The 19,175-nt window shown below is 66.4% G+C and carries 20 protein-coding genes, 1 tRNA gene and 1 pseudogene; 10 read left to right on the plus strand and 12 right to left on the minus strand.

Going from position 1 to position 19,175, the window contains the following annotated elements; translation table 11 throughout:
- The first annotated feature begins 104 nt into the window (after positions 1 to 104).
- The 4 genes from AC11WY_RS13735 (at position 105) to AC11WY_RS13750 (ending at position 4,628) form a co-directional block, all read left to right on the plus strand.
- Positions 105 to 1,121, plus strand: coding sequence for an amino acid ABC transporter substrate-binding protein (locus AC11WY_RS13735; protein WP_482926422.1), 1,017 nt, complete (start codon positions 105 to 107; stop codon positions 1,119 to 1,121).
- A 135-nt stretch (positions 1,122 to 1,256) separates the two neighbouring features.
- A complete protein-coding gene (locus tag AC11WY_RS13740; protein ID WP_482926424.1) occupies positions 1,257 to 2,510 on the plus strand; it encodes an amino acid ABC transporter permease in 1,254 nt (417 codons plus the stop codon).
- A 1-nt stretch (position 2,511) separates the two neighbouring features.
- Positions 2,512 to 3,849, plus strand: a complete 1,338-nt coding sequence (locus AC11WY_RS13745) for an amino acid ABC transporter permease (protein ID WP_482926426.1) — start codon at positions 2,512 to 2,514, stop codon at positions 3,847 to 3,849.
- Positions 3,850 to 3,860: 11 nt separating this feature from the next.
- Complete coding sequence (locus AC11WY_RS13750) at positions 3,861 to 4,628, plus strand: amino acid ABC transporter ATP-binding protein (RefSeq protein WP_482926428.1); 768 nt, start codon at positions 3,861 to 3,863, stop codon at positions 4,626 to 4,628.
- A gap of 85 nt (positions 4,629 to 4,713) precedes the next feature.
- Here the strand turns inward: AC11WY_RS13750 and AC11WY_RS13755 are convergent, their stop codons facing one another.
- Genes AC11WY_RS13755 through argB form a run of 3 tightly spaced genes read right to left on the minus strand, consistent with a single transcriptional unit; the run spans position 4,714 to position 6,748 of the window.
- Positions 4,714 to 5,220 carry a SixA phosphatase family protein gene (locus AC11WY_RS13755; RefSeq protein WP_482926430.1) on the minus strand — a complete coding sequence of 169 codons (507 nt, stop codon included), beginning with the start codon at positions 5,218 to 5,220 and terminating at the stop codon, positions 4,714 to 4,716.
- Positions 5,217 to 5,858: a ferredoxin gene (locus AC11WY_RS13760; RefSeq protein ID WP_482926432.1), complete on the minus strand. Its 642-nt coding sequence runs from the start codon at positions 5,856 to 5,858 to the stop codon at positions 5,217 to 5,219. The genes AC11WY_RS13755 and AC11WY_RS13760 overlap by 4 nt, the downstream gene beginning before the upstream one ends.
- Positions 5,855 to 6,748 (minus strand): acetylglutamate kinase, encoded by an 894-nt coding sequence (gene argB / locus AC11WY_RS13765; protein ID WP_482926434.1) that lies wholly within the window; start codon positions 6,746 to 6,748, stop codon positions 5,855 to 5,857. Before argB ends, AC11WY_RS13760 begins: the two co-directional genes overlap by 4 nt.
- A 117-nt stretch (positions 6,749 to 6,865) precedes the next feature.
- On the opposite strand from argB, the gene AC11WY_RS13770 reads away from it, so the two are divergent.
- Positions 6,866 to 7,600: an SDR family oxidoreductase gene (locus AC11WY_RS13770; RefSeq protein ID WP_482926436.1), complete on the plus strand. Its 735-nt coding sequence runs from the start codon at positions 6,866 to 6,868 to the stop codon at positions 7,598 to 7,600.
- A 32-nt stretch (positions 7,601 to 7,632) separates the two neighbouring features.
- Here the strand turns inward: AC11WY_RS13770 and yihA are convergent, their stop codons facing one another.
- The 8 genes from yihA to rpmH all read right to left on the minus strand — a co-directional run bounded on the left by yihA (position 7,633) and on the right by rpmH (position 14,331).
- Positions 7,633 to 8,286 (minus strand): ribosome biogenesis GTP-binding protein YihA/YsxC, encoded by a 654-nt coding sequence (gene yihA / locus AC11WY_RS13775; RefSeq protein WP_482926438.1) that lies wholly within the window; start codon positions 8,284 to 8,286, stop codon positions 7,633 to 7,635.
- Entirely contained in the window at positions 8,283 to 9,044 is a 762-nt protein-coding gene (locus tag AC11WY_RS13780; protein WP_482926440.1) for an MOSC domain-containing protein, read from the minus strand. Before AC11WY_RS13780 ends, yihA begins: the two co-directional genes overlap by 4 nt.
- Positions 9,041 to 10,852 (minus strand): membrane protein insertase YidC, encoded by a 1,812-nt coding sequence (gene yidC, locus AC11WY_RS13785; RefSeq protein WP_482926442.1) that lies wholly within the window; start codon positions 10,850 to 10,852, stop codon positions 9,041 to 9,043. Before yidC ends, AC11WY_RS13780 begins: the two co-directional genes overlap by 4 nt.
- A 132-nt stretch (positions 10,853 to 10,984) precedes the next feature.
- A complete protein-coding gene (locus AC11WY_RS13790) occupies positions 10,985 to 12,493 on the minus strand; it encodes a putative bifunctional diguanylate cyclase/phosphodiesterase (RefSeq protein ID WP_482926444.1) in 1,509 nt (502 codons plus the stop codon).
- Positions 12,494 to 12,598: 105 nt separating this feature from the next.
- Positions 12,599 to 13,480, minus strand: coding sequence for a tRNA 2-thiocytidine(32) synthetase TtcA (gene ttcA / locus AC11WY_RS13795; RefSeq protein WP_482926446.1), 882 nt, complete (start codon positions 13,478 to 13,480; stop codon positions 12,599 to 12,601).
- Positions 13,480 to 13,734, minus strand: coding sequence for a membrane protein insertion efficiency factor YidD (gene yidD / locus AC11WY_RS13800; RefSeq protein ID WP_482926448.1), 255 nt, complete (start codon positions 13,732 to 13,734; stop codon positions 13,480 to 13,482). Before yidD ends, ttcA begins: the two co-directional genes overlap by 1 nt.
- A complete protein-coding gene (gene rnpA, locus AC11WY_RS13805) occupies positions 13,731 to 14,174 on the minus strand; it encodes a ribonuclease P protein component (RefSeq protein WP_482926451.1) in 444 nt (147 codons plus the stop codon). The genes yidD and rnpA overlap by 4 nt, the downstream gene beginning before the upstream one ends.
- A gap of 22 nt (positions 14,175 to 14,196) precedes the next feature.
- Positions 14,197 to 14,331, minus strand: coding sequence for a 50S ribosomal protein L34 (rpmH, locus tag AC11WY_RS13810; protein WP_482926453.1), 135 nt, complete (start codon positions 14,329 to 14,331; stop codon positions 14,197 to 14,199).
- A 241-nt stretch (positions 14,332 to 14,572) separates the two neighbouring features.
- On the opposite strand from rpmH, the gene AC11WY_RS13815 reads away from it, so the two are divergent.
- The 3 genes from AC11WY_RS13815 (at position 14,573) to AC11WY_RS13825 (ending at position 17,038) form a co-directional block, all read left to right on the plus strand.
- Positions 14,573 to 15,283 carry a TVP38/TMEM64 family protein gene (locus tag AC11WY_RS13815; RefSeq protein ID WP_482926455.1) on the plus strand — a complete coding sequence of 237 codons (711 nt, stop codon included), beginning with the start codon at positions 14,573 to 14,575 and terminating at the stop codon, positions 15,281 to 15,283.
- Positions 15,284 to 15,499: 216 nt separating this feature from the next.
- Positions 15,500 to 16,903, plus strand: a complete 1,404-nt coding sequence (locus AC11WY_RS13820; protein WP_482926457.1) for a sensor histidine kinase — start codon at positions 15,500 to 15,502, stop codon at positions 16,901 to 16,903.
- Positions 16,904 to 16,961: 58 nt separating this feature from the next.
- Positions 16,962 to 17,038: transfer RNA gene (locus tag AC11WY_RS13825), tRNA-Arg, on the plus strand.
- A 61-nt stretch (positions 17,039 to 17,099) separates the two neighbouring features.
- Here the strand turns inward: AC11WY_RS13825 and AC11WY_RS13830 are convergent.
- A complete protein-coding gene (locus tag AC11WY_RS13830; protein WP_482926459.1) occupies positions 17,100 to 17,672 on the minus strand; it encodes a DUF7146 domain-containing protein in 573 nt (190 codons plus the stop codon).
- Positions 17,673 to 17,755: 83 nt separating this feature from the next.
- Here AC11WY_RS13830 and AC11WY_RS13835 point away from each other — a divergent pair.
- Positions 17,756 to 18,003 (plus strand): annotated as a pseudogene (locus AC11WY_RS13835) (IS5/IS1182 family transposase); the annotation flags it as partial.
- Between the two features lie 265 nt (positions 18,004 to 18,268).
- A protein-coding gene (locus tag AC11WY_RS13840; RefSeq protein WP_482926461.1) for an IS5 family transposase occupies positions 18,269 to 19,023 on the plus strand; the annotation gives its coding sequence in 2 pieces (ribosomal slippage) (positions 18,269 to 18,602 and positions 18,602 to 19,023; 756 coding nt in all).
- Positions 19,024 to 19,175 lie beyond the last annotated feature (152 nt).

Consider the following 19,175-nt stretch of genomic DNA (forward strand, 5'->3'; position numbering starts at 1 on the left):
ACTCCGTCCACTCGGAGGAGAAAACACCTTCGGATCACGTCCCCTCCTAGCGGACCGGGGATCAACAGCCCGCTGAGTGGCAAAAGAATCAGGATGAGGTAAAGATGAAAACATCGGTATTTTTGGGCGCGCTGACCGCCGCCGGTCTTGCGGCGACCGTGGCGTCGGCCGGCACGCTGGATGATGTGAAGGCGCGCGGCGTTCTGAACTGCGGCGTCAACACCGGCCTCGTCGGCTTCGCCGCCCCGGATGCGAATGGCAACTGGAGCGGCTTTGACGTCGCCATCTGCCGGGCCGTCGCGGCCGCCGTGCTGGGCGACCCGACCAAGATCAAGTTCGTCCCGACCACCGGCGAGACGCGCTTTACCTCGCTCGCCTCGGGCGAGATCGACATGCTGGCGCGGAACTCCACCTGGACGTTCAAGCGGGAAGCCGACCTCAAGCTCAATTTCGTCGGCGTAAACTACTATGATGGCCAGGGCTTCATGGTCGCGAAAAAGCTGGGCGTCAGTTCGGCCAAGGAACTCGGCGGCGCCACGATCTGTGTGCAGACCGGCACCACGACCGAATTGAACCTGGCCGACTACTTCAAGTCGCACAACATGAAGTACACGCCGATCTCGATCAAGAGCGACGCGGAAGGCAAGCAGCAGTTCCTTGCCGGGGCTTGCGACGCCTACACCACCGACGCATCGGGCCTGGCCGCGCTGCGCGCCACCTTCGAGGCACCGCAGGACTTCGTGATCCTGCCGGAAATCATCTCGAAAGAGCCGCTTGGCCCGGTCGTCCGTCAGGGCGATGACCAGTGGGCCAGCGTCGTGCGCTGGACGCTGTTCGCGCTGATCGCGGCGGAAGACTACGGTGTGACCTCGGCCAACCTCGAAGAGCTGTCGAAGGGCACCGACAACCCGGAAATCAACCGCCTGCTCGGCAGTGAAGACAACCTGGGCGCCATGCTCGGGCTGGACAAGCTCTGGGCCAAGCGGGCGATCGCGGTGGCCGGCAACTACGGCGAGATCTTCGAGGCCACCATCGGCAGTTCGACCCCGATCGGTCTGGCGCGCGGGCTGAACGCGCAGTGGACCAAGGGCGGCCTGATGTACGCGATCCCGTTCCACTGATGGGATGACGGACGGGCGCGCCACCTCGGCGCGCCCGTTTCGGCCGACCAACAGGGACGAGGGTTCCGCGGGCCTCCCGCTTGCGGACGTTGACCAAAACAACCGGCAACGACGCCCGACAATGGGGATCCAGACATGAGCATTGCCGATCATCGGTCGGATACCCGTTTCCGGTTCAGAATGCTGATCCATGATCAGCGCTATCGCGCGGTCACGATTCAGATTCTGTTCTTCCTTGCCATCGTCGCCCTTGCGGGCTGGCTTGTGTCGAATGCTGCGGCGAACCTCGCCAAGCTTGGCATCAAGCCCAGTTTCGACTTTCTGTGGAACCGGGCGGGCTACGACATCAGCATGAAGCTGATCCACTACACCAACGACAGCACACATGCCCGCGCGGCGCTGGTCGGTCTGGTCAATACACTGTTCGTCTCGGTGCTCGGCTGCGTGACCGCCACCATCATCGGCGTGATCGTCGGGGTGTTGCGGCTGTCGAAGAACTGGGTCATCGCGCGGCTGATGACGGTCTACATCGAGGTCGTGCGCAACGTGCCGCTGCTGCTGTGGCTGCTGGTGCTGTTCGCCGTCTTCACCGAGGCGACGCCCGCGCCAAGCCAGTTCCGGGGCGACAATCCGACCGCGCACATGTGGTTGTGGGATTCCGTGGCGGTCACCAACCGCTATGTGGCGCTGCCGTCGCCGGTGTTCTACCGCTCGCTGGGCGACGCGAACCTGGTGATCTTCAACGTCAGCCTCGATCTGATGGCGCTGATCGCCGTCATCATCGGCGGCGTTCTGGTGCATCGCGCCTATCTGCGCCGGGCCACCCGCGTTCAGGAAGCGACCGGCGTCCGTCCGTCCACCTGGTGGGCGGCGCTGGTCTTCATCGTCGCGCCGCCGATCGCGCTGCTGGTCGCGCTGGGCTTTCACTTCGACTACCCGGCGATCAAGGGCTTCAATTTCCAGGGCGGCATCCTGGCGCCCAATTTCGTCTTTGCGCTGTGGTTCGGGCTGTCGATCTATACCGCGACCTACATCGCCGAAATCGTTCGCTCGGGCATTCAGGCTGTGTCGCACGGGCAGACCGAGGCCGCCTATGCGCTGGGCCTGCGGCCCGGGCGCACCATGAGCCTTGTGGTGCTGCCGCAGGCGCTGCGGGTGATCGTGCCGCCGCTGATCTCGCAGTTCCTGAACCTGACGAAGAACTCCACCCTCGCCGCCGCGATCTCGTATCCCGACCTTGGCGCGACGCTGGGCGGGATCACGCTGAACCAGACCGGACGGGCGCTGGAATGCATCCTGCTGATGATGCTGACCTATCTCATCATCAGTCTGCTGATCTCGATCGCGATGAACCTGTTCAACCGATCCGTGCGGCTGAAGGAGCGTTGAGATGACCAACTCCGCCGACGCCTTCTACCGCACCGACATGCTGCCCCCGCGCGAGCCGCCGCTGTCACAGCGCGGCCCGGTGAAGTGGGGGCGCGAGAACCTGTTCTCCAGCCCGCTCAACGCGCTGCTGACAGTGATCGGCACCGCCATCGTGGTCTTCATGGTCGCGTCGATCTTCCCGTGGCTCGAGCATGGGGTCTGGAATGCCAGTTCGCTCAACGAGTGCCGCGACATCGTCACCAGGACCTGGGGCGCGGGCGCGCACGGCGCCTGCTGGGCGGTGATCCATGAACGCTGGAACCAGTACCTCTACGGCTTCTACCCGAACGAGGATTACTGGCGGCCGAACCTGGCCTTTGCGCTCATGCTGGCGGCGCTGGCGCCGATCCTGTTCAACCAGTTGCCACGCAAGCTGCTGTGGTTTTCGGCGGGGTTTCCGGCGCTGGCCTACTGGCTGATCTGGGGCGGCGAGTTCTGGGTGGTGATCACCATCCTCGCGGCCTTTGCCGCGGGCTGGCTGGCGTATCGCGCGCTTGGCCTGCTGACCACGGCGGTTCCGGTCCTGCGACCGGTTTCGGCCCCGATCGCGCTGCTGGGCACCGTTCTGGTCGTCGTCGGATGGTGGCTCTACGCGGCGGGGCCGGTGGCCGACGCGCTGGAATCGGTGATCCCGATCCACCTCGATTTCGTGCCGTCGGACAAGCTGGGCGGGTTCCTGCTGTCCTTCATCATCGGCATCTGCGGCATCGTCTTCTCGCTGCCGCTGGGCATCCTGCTGTCGCTGGGCCGAAGGTCGGACATGCCGTTGATCAAGACCTTCTGCGTGATGTTCATCGAGTTCATCCGGGGCGTGCCACTGATCACGCTTCTGTTCACCGCCTCGTTCCTGCTGGCCTATTTCCTGCCGCCCGGCACCAGCTTCGATCTGGTGCTGCGCGTCGTGATCATGGTGACGCTGTTTTCGGCGGCCTATATCGCCGAGGTGATCCGGGGCGGTCTGGCTGCCCTGCCGCGCGGGCAGTACGAGGCGGCGGATGCGCTGGGCCTGGATTACTGGAAGGCGCAGCGGCTGATCATCATGCCGCAGGCGCTGAAAATCTCGATCCCCGGCATCGTGTCCTCGTTCATCGGGCTCTTCAAGGACACCACGCTGGTGATCTTCGTCAGCCTGCTCGACCCCCTGAAGGGCATCACCGATGCCGTGCGCGGCGACGCCGCGTGGAACGGCGTCTACTGGGAACCCTACATCTTTTCGGGTTCCATCTTCTTCATCTTCTGCTTCGGCATGTCGCGCTACTCGCAATACCTCGAGCGCAAGCTGAAAACCGACCACCGTTAGGGAGTATCCGGATGTCCGAAGCCGCGAAGATGCAGGTGTCGACCGAGGTCGCCGTCCAGATCAGCCGGATGAACAAGTGGTACGGCACGTTCCATGTGCTGCGCGACATCGACCTGACGGTGCATCGCGGCGAGCGGATCGTGATCGCCGGGCCGTCGGGATCAGGCAAATCGACGCTGATCCGCTGCATCAACCGGCTGGAGGAACATCAGGCCGGGCAGATCATCATCGACGGGACCGAACTGACCAGCGACCTGAAGAACATCGACAAGGTGCGGTCCGAGGTGGGCATGGTGTTCCAGCACTTCAACCTGTTCCCGCATCTGACCATCCTCGAAAACCTCACGCTGGCACCGATCTGGGTGCGCAAGACCCCCAAGCGCGAGGCCGAGGAAATTGCGATGCACTACCTGACCAAGGTGAAGATTCCCGAGCAGGCGAAGAAATACCCCGGCCAGTTGTCGGGCGGGCAGCAGCAGCGGGTGGCGATCGCGCGCAGCCTGTGCATGAAGCCGCGGATCATGCTGTTTGACGAGCCGACCTCGGCGCTGGACCCCGAGATGATCAAGGAAGTGCTGGATACGATGATCGAGCTGGCCGAGGAGGGCATGACGATGCTCTGCGTCACCCATGAGATGGGCTTTGCCCGTCAGGTGGCGAACCGGGTGATCTTCATGGACCAGGGCCAGATCGTCGAGCAGAACGAGCCCGAGGAATTCTTCAACAACCCGAAATCCGAGCGCACCAAGCTGTTCCTGAGCCAGATCCTCGGGCACTGAGCAGGCCGCGCGCAGCGGCGGTAGCCGGGGGCGCTGCCCCCGGACCCCCGGAGTATTTCACCCAAGAAGAAACGGGGGCCGCGCCTTACGCCTCGATCTCTTTCGGGATGATGAAATCGTCCGGGGCGCCGCTGCCGTAGGCGGCCTGGCCCCAGTCGTCGACCGGGAATTCGACGACCAGGGTGGCGGCGGTCGGGAAGCGGGCGAACTCGGGGTTCAGCGGTGCGCGGGCGACGAGGCGCTGGGCGAATTCGGCGATGCCGGGGTTGTGGCCAAGCATCAGCACGGTGTCGCCGGTGGCGTGCTTCAGAACGGCGAGCATCACATCGGCACCGGCCTGGTAGAGCTTGGCGGTGTAGCGCGGCGCGGGCGCGCCCGGCAGGGCCGGGGCGATTTGCTCCCAGGTCTCGACGGTGCGGCGGGCGTCGGAACAGATCACCTCATCCGGGACATAGCCGCGCGAGGCGAGCCATTGGCCGAGGTCCGCGGCAGCGCGGCGGCCGCGGGCGTTCAGAGGCCGGTCATGGTCGGCCATGTTGGTGTTGTCCCAGCTTGATTTCGCGTGGCGGGTCAGGATCAGGCGCTTGGTCATCGGTGGAACAGCCTCATGTGATAGGCGGATTGTTCGGGCAGTCTGGCATAGCTGCGGGAGACTGGACAGGAGGTTCTGACATGACAGCCGCCGGTCAGGCAGGTGCTGCCGGCGGCGGTGTCGAGGTAGGCGTGGCAGGCGGGGACGGCATAGCCGTTTGCGGTCAGGGCTTCGGCCGGGCAGGCGGTCCGGCAGGGGCGGGCGCAGGTATCGCAGGGGCAGGGCGGCGCTAGCGGCAGAACGAGCCTGTCGGGTAGCGCAAGGGCTCCCCGGTAAGACACCAGCAGCCCCGCCGACTCGTGGACGAGAAGCCCGACCGGTGCGGCCCAGGCGCGGCCCGTGCGCAGCGCCCAGGCAAAGAAGGGCCGGTGCGGCGGGCCGCCGAAGGGGAAATGGGCGGTGCCGCCAAAACGGGTGGCCAGCGCGCCGATGACGCGGGTGGACCAGCGGTCCAGCGGGTCGGGGGCCCCGTCGGCGAATTCCGGCTGCGTCGTGACGTGGGGCCAGAAGCCGGGTTCAGCCGGGCCGAGCAGCACGACGGTCTGGCCCAGGTCTTCGGATGGCGCGGGGTGGAAACCGCCGAGGATGCCGAGGTGATGGGTCGCGGCGGCAGAGGCGACCGGGTCGAGCGGAGTCATTCCTCGCGCGGCTTGATCCGCGGCGCGGTCGAGCGGATCAGCGAGCCCGCGCCGTGGTCGGTGAACAGCTCCAGCAGGCAGGCATTGGGGATGCGGCCGTCGAGGATGACGACGGCGCGGACGCCCTGTTCCAGCGCCGCGAGCGCGGTTTCGGTCTTCGGGATCATGCCGCCGGCGATGACGCCGCGGTCGGTCAGGTCGCGCACCTCTTCGGGGGAAAGCTGGGTCAGCACCTCGCCGTTCTCGCCCTTCACGCCCGCCACGTCGGTCAGCAGCAAGAGCCGGTCTGCCTTCAGCGCACCGGCGATGGCGCCTGCAGCGGTGTCGCCGTTCACGTTGTAGGTCTCGCCGTGGTCGCCGGGACCGACGGGGGCCACCACCGGGATGATGCCCGCCTTGAAGAGGTCGTGCAGCACCTGCACCCGCATGTCGCGCGGCTTGCCGACGAAGCCCAGTTCGGGGTCATCGGGCTCGCAGACCATCAGGTCGTCGTCCTTGCCGGAAATGCCGACGGCGCGGCCGCCCTGATCGTTGATCGCCTGCACGATGCGCTTGTTCACAAGGCCCGACAGCACCATCTCGACCACCTCGACGGTGGCGGCGTCGGTGACACGCTTGCCGCGCACGAATTCGGACTTGATGCCCAGCTTGGCCAGCAGCGCGTTGATCTGCGGGCCGCCGCCGTGCACCACCACCGGGTTGACGCCGACCTGCCGCATCAGCACCACGTCGCGGGCGAACACGGCCATCGCCTCGTCATCGCCCATCGCATTGCCGCCGAACTTGATGACGACGATGGCGCCAGTATAGCGCTGCAGATAGGGAAGCGCCTCGTTGAGCGTCTTCGCGGTGGCGATCGAGTCTCGCATGTTCATGAGCTGCTTTTTCATCGCTTGGTCCTGGGATCGGGTTTCTTTGCTAGTCGGTTTGCGGCGCCCTGCCAAGGGTTGCGGGGGCCGCGTTGCGTTTTCGTGACGGTCGGGTAGGGTCGGGGGCGGAGGTGACGCATGGTCGAGCGGCAGAAGACGCTGGTGCTGACGGGGGCAAGCCGGGGGATCGGGCATGCCACGGTGAAGCGGTTCTCGGCCGAGGGGTGGCGGGTGCTGACCTGTTCGCGCCAGCCGTTCGATGCGCGCTGCCCCTGGCCGGGGGGGGCGGAGAATCATATCCAGCTTGACCTTGCCGACCCGAACAAGACCATCGCGGCGATCGAGATCATCAAGGACAAGCTTGACGGCAAGCTGGACGCGCTGGTGAACAATGCGGGCATCTCGCCGAAAGGGCCGGGGGGCAGTCGGCTGAACACGCTGGAAACCGACCTGCGCACCTGGGGGCAGGTGTTCCACGTCAACTTCTTCGCGCCGGTGGTGATGGCGCGGGGGCTGAAGGACGAACTGACGGCGGCGCAGGGGGCGGTGGTCAACGTCACCTCGATCGCCGGGGTGCGGGTGCATCCGTTCGCGGGGGCGGCCTATGCCACCTCGAAGGCGGCGCTGGCGGCGCTGACGCGCGAGATGGCGCATGACTTCGGGCCGCTGGGGGTGCGGGTGAATGCGATCGCGCCGGGCGAGGTGGAAACGGCGATCCTGTCGCCGGGCACCGACAAGATCGTCGAGACGCTGCCGATGCGGCGGCTGGGGCAGCCGTCGGAAGTGGCCAGCGTGATCTGGTTCCTGTGCTCGGACGATTCGAGCTACATTTCCGGCACCGAGATCGAGGTGAACGGGGCGCAGCATGTGTGAGGCGCGATTTTTCGGCGGAAGATCGGGGCGCCCTACTCCAGCCCCGCGATGATCGCCCGCAGCGTCTCGATGCCGTCGCCCTTTTCGGACGAGGTCATCACGATCTCGGGGAAGGCCGCCGGGTGTTTGGCCAGCGCGGCGCGGACCTGATCGAGGTTCTTTTCCCGCTCGGCGCGCAGCACCTTGTCGGCCTTGGTCAGCACGACCTGAAAGGTGACGGCGGAGCGGTCGAGCAGGGTCATGATCTCTTCATCCACCGCTTTCGCGCCGTGGCGGGTGTCGATCAGCACGAAGGCGCGGCGCAGCGTGGCGCGGCCCGAGAGGAAGGATTTCAGCAGCCGCTGCCACTGCGCGACCACCGCCAGCGGCGCCTCGGCATAGCCGTAGCCGGGCAGGTCGACGAGGTAGCGGGTATCCCCCAGGGCGAAGTAGTTGATTTCCTGCGTGCGGCCCGGTGTGTTCGAGGCGCGGGCCAGCGCCTTGCGGCCGGTGAGCGCGTTGATCAGGCTGGATTTGCCCACATTGGAGCGGCCCGCGAAGCAGACCTCCAGCCGGTCGGCGGGGGGCAGGCCGTCCATCGCCACCACGCCCTTGACGAAATCGACCGGGCCGGCGAACAGCAGGCGCCCGCGTTCGCGGGTGATGTCGTCAGGTTCCTCGGCAAGCGGGAAGGGAAGGGAGGTCATGCAAGCACCTCGACGCGGTCGCCCTGGCCGATGGTGCCGCCTTCGATCACGCGGGCGTAAAGGCCGAAAAGCTGGTGGCCAAAGTCATGCCGCAGCGCCACCAGGGTGTCGGCGTCACGTTCACCCGTTGCCGGATTCGCGGTCGTCGCCTTGCAGCGTTTGATCGGCTCTTCGATCCGCAGGCGGACAGCGCCGACGCGCAACTCGCGGCCGATCCAGCCGGTCTCGTCCCAAGGCTCCAGCCCGTCGAGCCAGAGGTTGCCGCGCCAACGCAGCGGCGACAGGTCGGCCCCCATGCGGTGGCCGAGGTCGATGCCCGAGGCGAGGTTGATCAGCGAAATCGACGGATAATCGGTATCGGTCATGCCGCGGCCCGGCACCGTCACCAGCGCCTGTGGCGCGGGATGGTCGGGCGGGCAGAGCGGCGCGACCCAGTCGAGAAAGCGGGCCTGATCGGCGGCATCGTCGGGCGCGATGGTGATCGCCGGCCGGTTCGGGTGGGTCAGGGTGACGGTTGCGGCCGTTTCGTTCAGGGCCGCATTGATCGCCGTCAGCGCGGGGGCCTTGGAGCCGATCATGAAATTGACGCAACCGACCCAGACGGGATTTGCGGCATCAAACTTGGTCTGCGCATGAGCGACCGCCCAGCGGCGATCCCAGGGCATCGAATGCCCTTCGGAAAGCGACACGGACGCGAGAGCCTCGCGTCCGTGCGATTTGATCGGATGCCGTTGAATCGCGGCAAGACACACTGTCATTTTGCGGCCGGTTTGCCACGCTTGAAGCTCGACCGGATGTTGCCGAAGATGTCGGGCGAATGGCCGTGGCTGCGCATGATGATGTACTGCTGGATGAAGGTGATGGTGTTGTTCGTGATGTAGTAAAGCACGAGGCCCGAGGCGAAGTGGCCCAGCATGAACATGAACACCCAGGGCATCCAGGCAAAGATCATCTTCTGCGAGGCATCGGTGGGGGCCGGGTTCAGCTTCTGCTGCATCCACATCGTGATGCCGAGCAGGATCGGCAGCAGGCCGAGCGAGGCCGAGGCCAGCAGCGTGCCTGCCTCCGGCGGCGCGAAGGGCAAGATGCCGAACAGGTTCATCCAGGACGACGGATCGGGCAGCGACAGGTCGCGGACCCAGCCGAAGAACGGTGCCTGACGCAACTCGATGGTGACGGTGATCACCTTGTAGAGCGAGAAGAAGATCGGGATCTGGAAGAACACCGGCAGGCAACCCGCGGCCGGGTTCACCTTCTTTTCCTTGTAGAGCAGCATCATGTCGCGCTGCATCTTGGCCTTGTCCTCGCCGGCCTTCTCTTTCAGCTTCTCGATCTCGGGTTGAAGCTCCTTCATCCGCGCCATCGAGACGTAGGACTTGTAGGCCAGCGGGAACAGCAGCGCCTTGATCGTGATCGTCAGGCAGATGATCGCCAGGCCCATGTTGCCGATCAGGCTGTGCAGGTTGTGCATCAACCAGTAGATCGGCTTGGTGATGAAGAAGAACCAGCCCCAGTCGATCGAGTTGATGAACTGGTCGACGTGCTCGCTGTTCTGGTAGGTGCGGATGGTCTCGTATTCCTTCGCCCCGGCGAACAGGCGCGAGCTGACTTCGGCGGTGGCACCAGCGGCGACGGTCATCACCGGCTGGCGGGCTTCGGTCTGGTAGACGTCGCTGGCTTTGACGAATTTCGCCACCGCCGTGAAGGGTGCGCCCGAGTCGGGGATCAGCGTCGTCATCCAGTATTTGTCGGTGAAGCCGATCCAGCCGGTCTTGGCGACGTCGACCACCTCGGCGGGCCCGCCTTCACGCGCCACCGTATCAAGCTTGGGAATGCCCTTGTAGGTGATCTCGGTCAGCTTGCCGTCGGCCATCTGCACGACGCCTTCGTGCAGGATGCTCGACGTCTGCGCGGGGGGCTGGCCGTGGCGCACGACCATGCCGTAGGGCTCCAGCGTGACCGGCGCGCCGGTGGTGTTCTGCACCGTCTGGGCGACGGTGAACATGTATTTGTCGTCAATCGACAGGGTCTGGGTGAAGATCAGTCCCTTGCCGTTGTCCCAGCGCAGCATGACCGGCGTGGCGGGCGTCAGCGTGTTGCCCGAGGCGACCGACCAGATGGTGTTCGCGCCCGGCACGTCGGTGTCGGCGAGGCTGCCGCCCGGGGCCCAGCCGTAAAGCACATAATAGGCGTTCGGCTCGCCCACCGGCGACAGCAGGCGAACGAGCGGCGAGCCTTTCGCCAGCGTTTCCGGGTAGCCCTTCAGCAGCAGATCGTCGATTCGCCCGCCCTGCACCGAAATCGCCCCCGACAGGCGCGGCGTGTCGATCTGCAGGCGCGGCAGGTCGGCCGCCGCGGTCGCGATGGCCGCCGCGGGCGATCCCGCAGTGGCGGCGGCGCCCGGTGCGACGATCGCCGTTCCGGGCGCGACCATCGTGGCGGTGGCCGTCGCGGGTGGCGTTGTCGTCTGGGGCGTGTCCTGCGGCGGGAACAGCAGGAACCATACGAGAATCACGGCAAAGCTGAGCGCCGTCGCGAGAATGAGGTTCTTGTTCTGATCGTCCATAGGGACCACCACCTTCCCTGTCCGAGGTCAGCCGTGGTTCAACAGACTGGGGGCGGAAAGGTCAAGCGGTTTCACCGTGAACAGGTGTCGCGGCAGGGCAAGCGGCCTGCGGCGACACCGTTCCCGTGCGGGTCAGACCACGTGCCGCCCGATGCGCGGCGTGACCGTCAGCCGCCCGCGGTAGCTTTGCAGCCAGCCCGCGGTCTCCTCATAGGGCATCGGGCGGCCGAGGCCGAACCCCTGGATGAAGCCGCAGCCAAGCTGCGCCAGCATGGTGTGTTCGCCCGCCGTTTCGACCCCTTCGGCCAGGGTTTCGAGGCCCAGACGTTCCGCCATCGACAGGATCGCCGCCACCATGCGCTGCTGCGCCTGATCGGTATCGACGTGCGTCACGAAAGACCGGTCGATCTTGATGCGGCGCACCGCAAAGCGGCGGATGTTGGCGATCGAGGCGTGGCCGGTGCCGAAATCGTCAAGGTCGATGCCGCAGCCAAGCCGGGCCAGCGCGGCAATGTTGTGCACAATCACGTCATTATCGGTTTCGGCCACGACGGTTTCGAGAATCTCGACGCAGAGCCGTTCGGGCGTCAGCTCGAACCGGTCCAGTTCCCATTTCAGGGTCTCGGCCAGGCGCGGGTTGCGCAGTTGGTCATGCGAGAAGTTCACCGCGATATGTGGCACCCGCAGCCCGGCGGCATCCCAGGCCGTCAGCGCGGTGAGGGAATGGAACAGGATCACCTCGCCCAGCCGCTCGGACAGGCCGGCGGTTTCGATCAGCGGCAGGAACTCCGACGGCGGGATCAGCCCGCGCGTGGGGTGCGCCCAGCGCGCCAGGGCCTCGAACCCGGTGATCTCGCCGGTTTCGGTCGACACCTGCGGCTGAAAGTGCGGCGTGATCTGGCCCAGTTCCAGCGCCGCTTCCAGATCGTCGCGCAGCGCGCTGCGGTCGGCGCGCAGGCGCTGCATTTCCGGCGAGAAGGCGCGAATCGCCCCCGGCCCGTTCTGGCGTGCATCGTCGGCGGCAACCTCTGCCGCCTCCAGCAAGGCGGTTCCGGTTGCCGCCGGGGCGCGGCTGGCCAGACAGAAGCCCGCCGAGGCGGTGACGTAGACCCGCGCCGCATCCAGGCTGATCGGGCTGGCCACCGTCGATTGCAGGCGCGCCGCCAGTTGCAGCACGCTTTCCAGATCGGCCCGGCGCACCGGCTGCAGCGCCACGGCAAAGCTGTCGCCGTCAAGCTGCACCACCGTGTCGCCATCGCGCAGCGCGCTGCGCAGGCGGTCGGCGGTGCGTTGCAGCACCTCGCCATGCGCGGCGTGGCCGTGGCGTTCCACCAGTTCGCCCAGATCGTCGAGACGCAGCACGATGCAGGCCGTGGTCAGCCCGGTGCGATCCTGCGCCTTGAGCGTGGCGTCGAGCCGGTCGACCAGCCCGCCGCGCTTCGTCGGCCCGGTCGTTGGCGCGGCGCGTGGCGGGGCAAAGCGGAAGGCGCCCGCGATCAGGAACAGCAGCGGCAGCCCGAGCGCCGTCAGGATCAGCATCCTTTCGCCACCGACCCAGAAGGCCGCAAGCGTCAGCGCCGGCAGGAAGGCCAGATTCTCTGGCCGCCTGAATTGCCGGGACGCTTCCTGCAGCCCTTCCATGAGTCTCGTTCCGGCAAAACCCGGCATGATCCACCCCCGATCCTTCGGCGGCGGTCCCTCACCGCGCCGATCGGGAAAGGCTAGGCAATCAGCCTCACCCCTTCGTTAATCCTCTCGCAGGAGTTGTGGGGGATTTGCCTCAAATACCGCGCTCTCGGGCGGGGTCGACCGGGTCAGCCCGGCGAAATCGAACAGCGCGGGGTCGAGCAGGTGCGAGGGGCGGGTGTTCATCAGGGCGCGGAACATCACCTGACGGCGGCCTGGGCTGCGCGCCTCCCAGCCGTCGAGGATCGCCTTCACCTGCTGGCGCTGCAACCCGTCCTGGCTGCCGCAAAGGTCGCAGGGGATGATCGGGTAGGCCATCGCGCGGGCGAATTTCTCGCAATCCGCCTCGGCCACGAAGGCGAGCGGGCGGTAGAGGAAAAGATCGCCGTCCTCGTTCACCAGCTTCGGCGGCATGGTGGCCAGTCGCCCGCCGTGGAACAGGTTCATGAAGAATGTCTCAAGAATATCGTCGCGATGGTGGCCGAGCACGACGGCGGAACAGCCCTCCTCGCGCGCGATGCGGTACAGGTTGCCGCGGCGCAGGCGCGAGCAGAGGGCGCAATAGGTGCGGTTGGCGGGCACCTTGTCCATCACGATGGAATAGGTGTCCTGATACTCGATCCGGTGCGGCACGCCCATCTTCGTCAGGAACTCGGGCAGCACGGTGGCCGGAAAGCCCGGTTGCCCCTGATCGAGGTTGCAGGCCAGCAGATCGACCGGCAGCAGCCCGCGCCATTGCAGTTCATGCAGCACGGCCAGCAGGGTATAGCTGTCCTTGCCGCCCGACAGGCAGACCAGCCAGCGCGCACCGCGTTCGATCATGCCGTAGGTCTCGATCGCCTCGCGCACCTCGCGCACGATGCGTTTGCGCAGTTTCTTGAACTCGGTGGTGGCCGGGGCGCCGTGGAACAGCGGGTGGATGTCGTCGAGATCGTCGAGCATCAGTGCCCCCCATCGGTGGAATGGTCGTGGCCGCAGCCGGGCACGGGGTCGTAGCCCGTCCCGCCCCAGGGGTTGCAGCGCAGGATGCGCCACAACGCAAGCCCGCCGCCCTTCAGCGCGCCGTGCTTTTCCAGCGCCTCCAGCGCATAGGCCGAACAGGTCGGCTGAAACCGGCAGCCGTGCCCGACCCAGGGGCTGAACACCAGCCGGTAGGCGCGCACGGGCAGCGACAAGGCATAGGCGACGGGGGTCACGGTGCGGGGTCCGACGCAGGGCGTTTGCGTTCAGCGTGAACCTGGCCGAGGGCGGTGGCAAGGTCGGCGAGCATCTGGGTGAAAAGTCGATCCGCGGTGGCGCCGGGGCGACCGACGAGGACGTAATCCCAGCCGTCGCGGCCCTGCGCGGGCAGGGTCAGGCGGGCAATCTCGCGCAACCGGCGCTTGGCGCGGTTGCGGGCCACCGCGTTGCCGACCTTCTTGGAACAGGTGAAACCGACGCGGATGCCGACGGCAGGCTCGGTTTCAGCACGGCGGCGGGCTTGCAACAGGAAACCGGGTGTGCCCTGACGGCGGGCCTGCGCGGCGCGCAGGAAGTCGGCGCGCTTCGAGAGCACCTTCAGGCATGACGAAACCGCCGCGAGGCTGCCCATGGCCTCGGCGCCAGCGCCTGCCACGGGATCCTCCGGCGGTGTCATGGACGTGGTGTCCGCTGCGGCCTCAGGCCGACAGACGCTTGCGGCCCTTGGCGCGGCGTGCGGTCAGCACCTTGCGGCCGCCGACGGTCGCCATGCGGGCGCGGAAGCCGTGGCGGCGGGCGCGGACGAGGTTCGAAGGTTGAAACGTGCGCTTCATCGCGGACTCCGTATGGTTTTCAGCATGGTTTTCAGCGTGTCTACAGCCCAAATCCACCGGATTCGAGGGCCGCCTGCTATTCGAAGCCCGTCCTTTACGCAGGCGCGGCGCCCAAGTCAATTCGCCGAGGCCACATTCCTGCGAGATTCCGGTCGGGCACCGGCCCCGCACGAAGCCTCTACCCAATGCGCCGGTTCCGCCCCATCCTGTGCTCCGGCCCCCGTCGCCATGAAAGAGCCCGATGTCCGAGCGGACGCGCAGCGGATGGACCCACGCCATCCCGTTCCTGATCATCCTCGCGGCGGCGGGGATCGGCGCCGTGACGCTGCGCGACACGCTGAGCTTTGCAACGCTGAAAGCCAATCATGACCTGCTGATGGCCTATGCGGCGGATCACTACGCGCTGACGGCGGTGGGATTCGTGCTGGTCTATATCGCGGTGGTGGCGCTGTCGCTGCCCGGCGCCACGATCTGCACGCTGACCGGCGGGTTCCTGTTCGGGGTGTTTCCGGGCACGCTGTTCAACGTCGGCGCGGCAACGGTGGGGGCGGTGATCGTGTTCCTTGCCGCCCGATACGGCTTCGGCGCCCGCTTCGCCGCGCGGCTTGATGGCAGCGCGGGCGCGGTGCGGCGGTTGCGCGACGGGCTCAGGCGAAACGAGTGGTCGTTCCTGCTGGCCATGCGGCTGGTGCCGGCGGTGCCGTTCTTCGTGGCGAACCTGGTGCCGGCGATGCTGGGCGTGGGGGTCGGGCGCTTTGCGCTGACGACATTCCTGGGCATCATCCCGGCGGCGATCGTCTTCACCTGGGTCGGCTCGGGCTTGGGTGCGCTGATCGCGATGGGCAAGATGCCCGATATGGGCATCCTGTTCCGGCCGCAGTTCCTCGGCCCGCTGCTGGGGCTGGCGGCGCTGGCATTGCTGCCCGTGGTGGTGAAGGCGCTGCGGCGGTGAGGCGGCCGCAAGGATCGTCGCTGGGCGCCGATGCTGGCAGAGCCGGTCGGCATTTCGGCGCTCGACCGCTCGATATGCCCGGTCTGCTGCTCTGTGATATGTCCAAACTGCGGTGGGAGCCTATTTTTCCCGGAAATTGTTTGATAATCCTGAGGGCAAGCGGGTCGTTCGGACGGTGCGGCGTTTCCTTCCCTGAATCCGCGCGAAGGCACAGGCATGTTTCTCAATACCCTCTCCGGCCGCTTCCTGATCCTGACCACGCTCTTCGTCATGCTGGCCGAAGTGCTGATTTTCGTGCCGTCGATCGCCCGGTTCCGCGAGGATTACCTGCTGCTGCGGCTCGAACGCGCGCAGATCGCCTCGCTGGCGCTGCTGGCCAACAACGGCATGGTCTCCGACAGCCTGGAAAAGGAACTGCTGGCCAATGCCGGGGTGCTGAACGTGGTGCTGCGACGGGATGCGGTGCGGCAACTGGTGCTGTCGTCGCCGATCCCGAAACCGATCTATGCCACCTATGACCTGCGCGATACCGACCCGTTCCTGCTGATCCGCGATGCGATGGCGGAACTGCTCGACCCCAGCGACCGGATCATCCGGGTGATCGGCAACCCGGTGCAGGATGCCGGGCTGCTGATCGAGGTGACGACCGAAACCGCGCCGATGCGGCAGGCGATGATCGACTACGGTCTGCGTATCCTCGCGCTGTCGGCGATCATCTCGGTGATGACGGCGTTCCTGTTGTTCGTGGCGGTGCGCCGCCTGCTGGTGGTGCCGATCAAGCGGGTGGTGAACCACATGACGGCCTATGCCGAGGCGCCCGAGGATGCGCGGCGGGTGATCGAGCCAACCGCCTCGGTGACCGAACTGCGCGAGGCCGAGGTCGCGCTGCAATCGCTGCAAAAGCAGTTGACCAACGCGCTGCGGCAGAAGGAACGGCTGGCGCAACTCGGTGGCGCGGTGGCCAAGATCAGCCATGACCTGCGCAACATCCTGACCACGGCGCAGCTTTTCGCCGACCGGATGGAAGACAGCAAGGATCCCGCCGTGGCGCGCGCCGCGCCAAAGCTGGTCGGCTCGATCAGCCGGGCGGTGAACCTGTGCGAAAGCACGCTGGCCTTTGGCAAGGCCGAAGAGCCGCCGCCCGCGCTGACCCATGTCGCGCTGCGTCCGCTGGTCGAGGACGTGATCGAGGGCGAGCGGCTGGCGGCGGGCGGCGAGACGTCGCGCATCACGTTCATCGCCGATGTGCCGACGGGCCTGACCGTGCGGGCGGACGGCGAGCAGTTGCATCGGGTGCTGTCGAACCTCGTGCGCAACGCGCGCCAGGCGATCGAGGCGACCGGCGCGCCGGGAACGATCGAACTGGGCGCGGGCGACTCGGATGCGGCCTGGTGGATCCGTGTCGGCGACACCGGCCCCGGCCTGCCCGCCAAGGCGCGCGACAACCTGTTCACGCCGTTCCAGGGCAGCGCGCGCAAGGGCGGCTTCGGCCTCGGGCTGGCCATCGCCGCCGAGCTGGTGCGCGGCCACGGTGGGCGGCTGGACCTGATGCGCACCGGCGAGGACGGCACCGAATTCATGATCCGCCTGCCCAAGGCCGTGACCCAGCCAGAGGTCTGAGCGGCCCGGAATTTCACCCTTGCATTCCCGGCCCTCTCCGCCTAAATCCCGCTCCACTGCACCCGTAGCTCAGCTGGATAGAGCATCAGACTACGAATCTGAGGGTCGGGCGTTCGAATCGCTCCGGGTGCACCATAGATTTCAAGGGCTTGGGCGGAAACGCCTGAGCCCTTTGGTTTTCTTGGCCACCACCGGGCTACCACCGCGCGCGATTTCGCGGGGTGCAGCGGGGCAGGGCACAGGGCGGGCAAGACAGATCAGACCCACCACCGAAGGCGGGTCGGGAGGGTTCCTGTCGCGGAAAAGTTGCACTTTGCCCGCCATCCCGTGAAAAGGCGGGCCGACGTCCGCGCACGCCTGCACAAGGGGGGATCGCACCCGTGGGTGCAGGGCCCCAGGGGCGGTGGACGCCCAACGCCTCGCCACGCGGCCCTCTGATCTGCGCCAGCATGGCAGGCAGGTGAAGCCCGCTCGGGGTGTGGAGCGCGCCGGGATGGAAGCGCAGCGTGGCGCGCAGCGTGTTGAACCGCAGCCCGACGATACCGCGCACCACAAGGTAACTCTGCGCGGGCGTCCCTTCGCAGTTCACCGCCGCCGCGAACAAGTCGTGGGCCGTCTTTAGGCGCTGGGCTTCGCGCTTGCGGTCCTCGGCCTTCCGCCGCTCGGCCTCGGCCGGGTCGATTTGCGCCGGGGCCTGCCCGCGCCCTTCGGCCTGCCCGCGCCGTTGCAGTTCGGGCAGCACCGCGCACCCGCTCTTGTGGCAATGCACCAGAAGCCGCCCGCCGCTGTCGGACAGGCTCAGGGCGCACTGATCGCGCCGCCCCTCGGGCTGGCGATCGGGCTGGGCGCAAGGCCCGCGCTGCCGCGCGCTACGAGGCCCTGCGGGCAGCGAAATACCTCCGCCGTGCGCTCTGGCGACGATGGAGCGGCTACCACCGCCGGAGCCGCGCAGAAACGAAAATGCGACTTCCGTGAAACTGCTGGGCCAACGCCTCATGGCGCGGGACTTCGACAGTCAGGTTGCGGAGTTCCAAGTCCGTGTGGCCGTTCTGAACGGCTTCACCGCGCTCGGCATACCCGTCACAAAGGCCGTGGGGTAAGTCCGCCCGGGGCGAGGGGAAGTCCGCCGTTCAACTGATTTGTGCAACAGAGCCGGTCGGGGGTGTCGGTCTGTTCATCCTACCCAACTATGCGCTGGATTCACGAGATGAATCCCCCTAACGTGATTTGTGCAACAGAGCCGCATGACACCGAGCCTCAACCATCCAAAGGGATTCGAGCCCGATCTTTAGGCTCTGGACCCATTAAATCGCTTGCAGGATCGGGGAAGGGTTGATTCACTGGTGGCCTCAAGGGAGTGCCACGATGACCGAGATGATCCTGCTTTCCGATGCCCAGATGGCGCGGATTTCGCCGTTCTTTCCGCTTTCGCATGGGGTGCCGCGTGTGGATGACCGGCGGGTGATCAGCGGCATCATCTTCGTGATCCGCAACGGCCTGCGGTGGCGCGATGTGCCCGCAACTTACGGGCCGCACAAGACAATCTACAACCGCTTCATCCGCTGGAGCGCGGTGGGGGTGTTCGGTCGCATCCTCACCGAGCTCGCCAGGGGCGGTGGTGACACCGAAGAGATCATGATCGATGCGACCCACCTGAAGGCGCACCGGACGGCAGCCAGCCTGCTCAAAAAGGGGCTCTTCCCCGGTTTATCGGACGCACCAAAGGCGGGTTGAACTCGAAACTGCACGCGGTCTGCGACAGCGAGGGTCGGCCGCGGAGCCTGTTCCTGACGGCAGGCCAGATCAGCGACTACACTGGCGCGGCGGCTTTGCTGTCGTCGCTGCCATCGGCGAAAGTGCTGCTGGCCGACAAGGGATACGATGCCGACTGGTTCCGCACCGCCCTCGCCGACCGTGACATGGAAGTGTGCATCCCTACGAAATCAAACCGGAAAATCCGGATCCCTCATGACAGGACGCTCTACCGCAAGCGCCACAAGATCGAGAACATGTTCGGAAAACTCAAGGACTGGCGCCGCATCCACATCCGCTATGACCGATGTGCCCACGCCTTCATGTCCGCCATCGCCATCGCGGCCATTGTCATCTTCTGGATATGATCAATGAGATGCGGTAACGGGGCCTGCGTCGCGACCCGCCCGTTACCGTTGCAAAATCGAGGGCAAGGTGGCGCCATTCCCGTATCGGATCCAAAGGGAGGACTGCGGGATGAAGCTGTTTATTGGGCTGGATGTGTCGCTGGAGAAGACCG

It is taken from the genome of Solirhodobacter sp. (assembly GCF_964715405.1).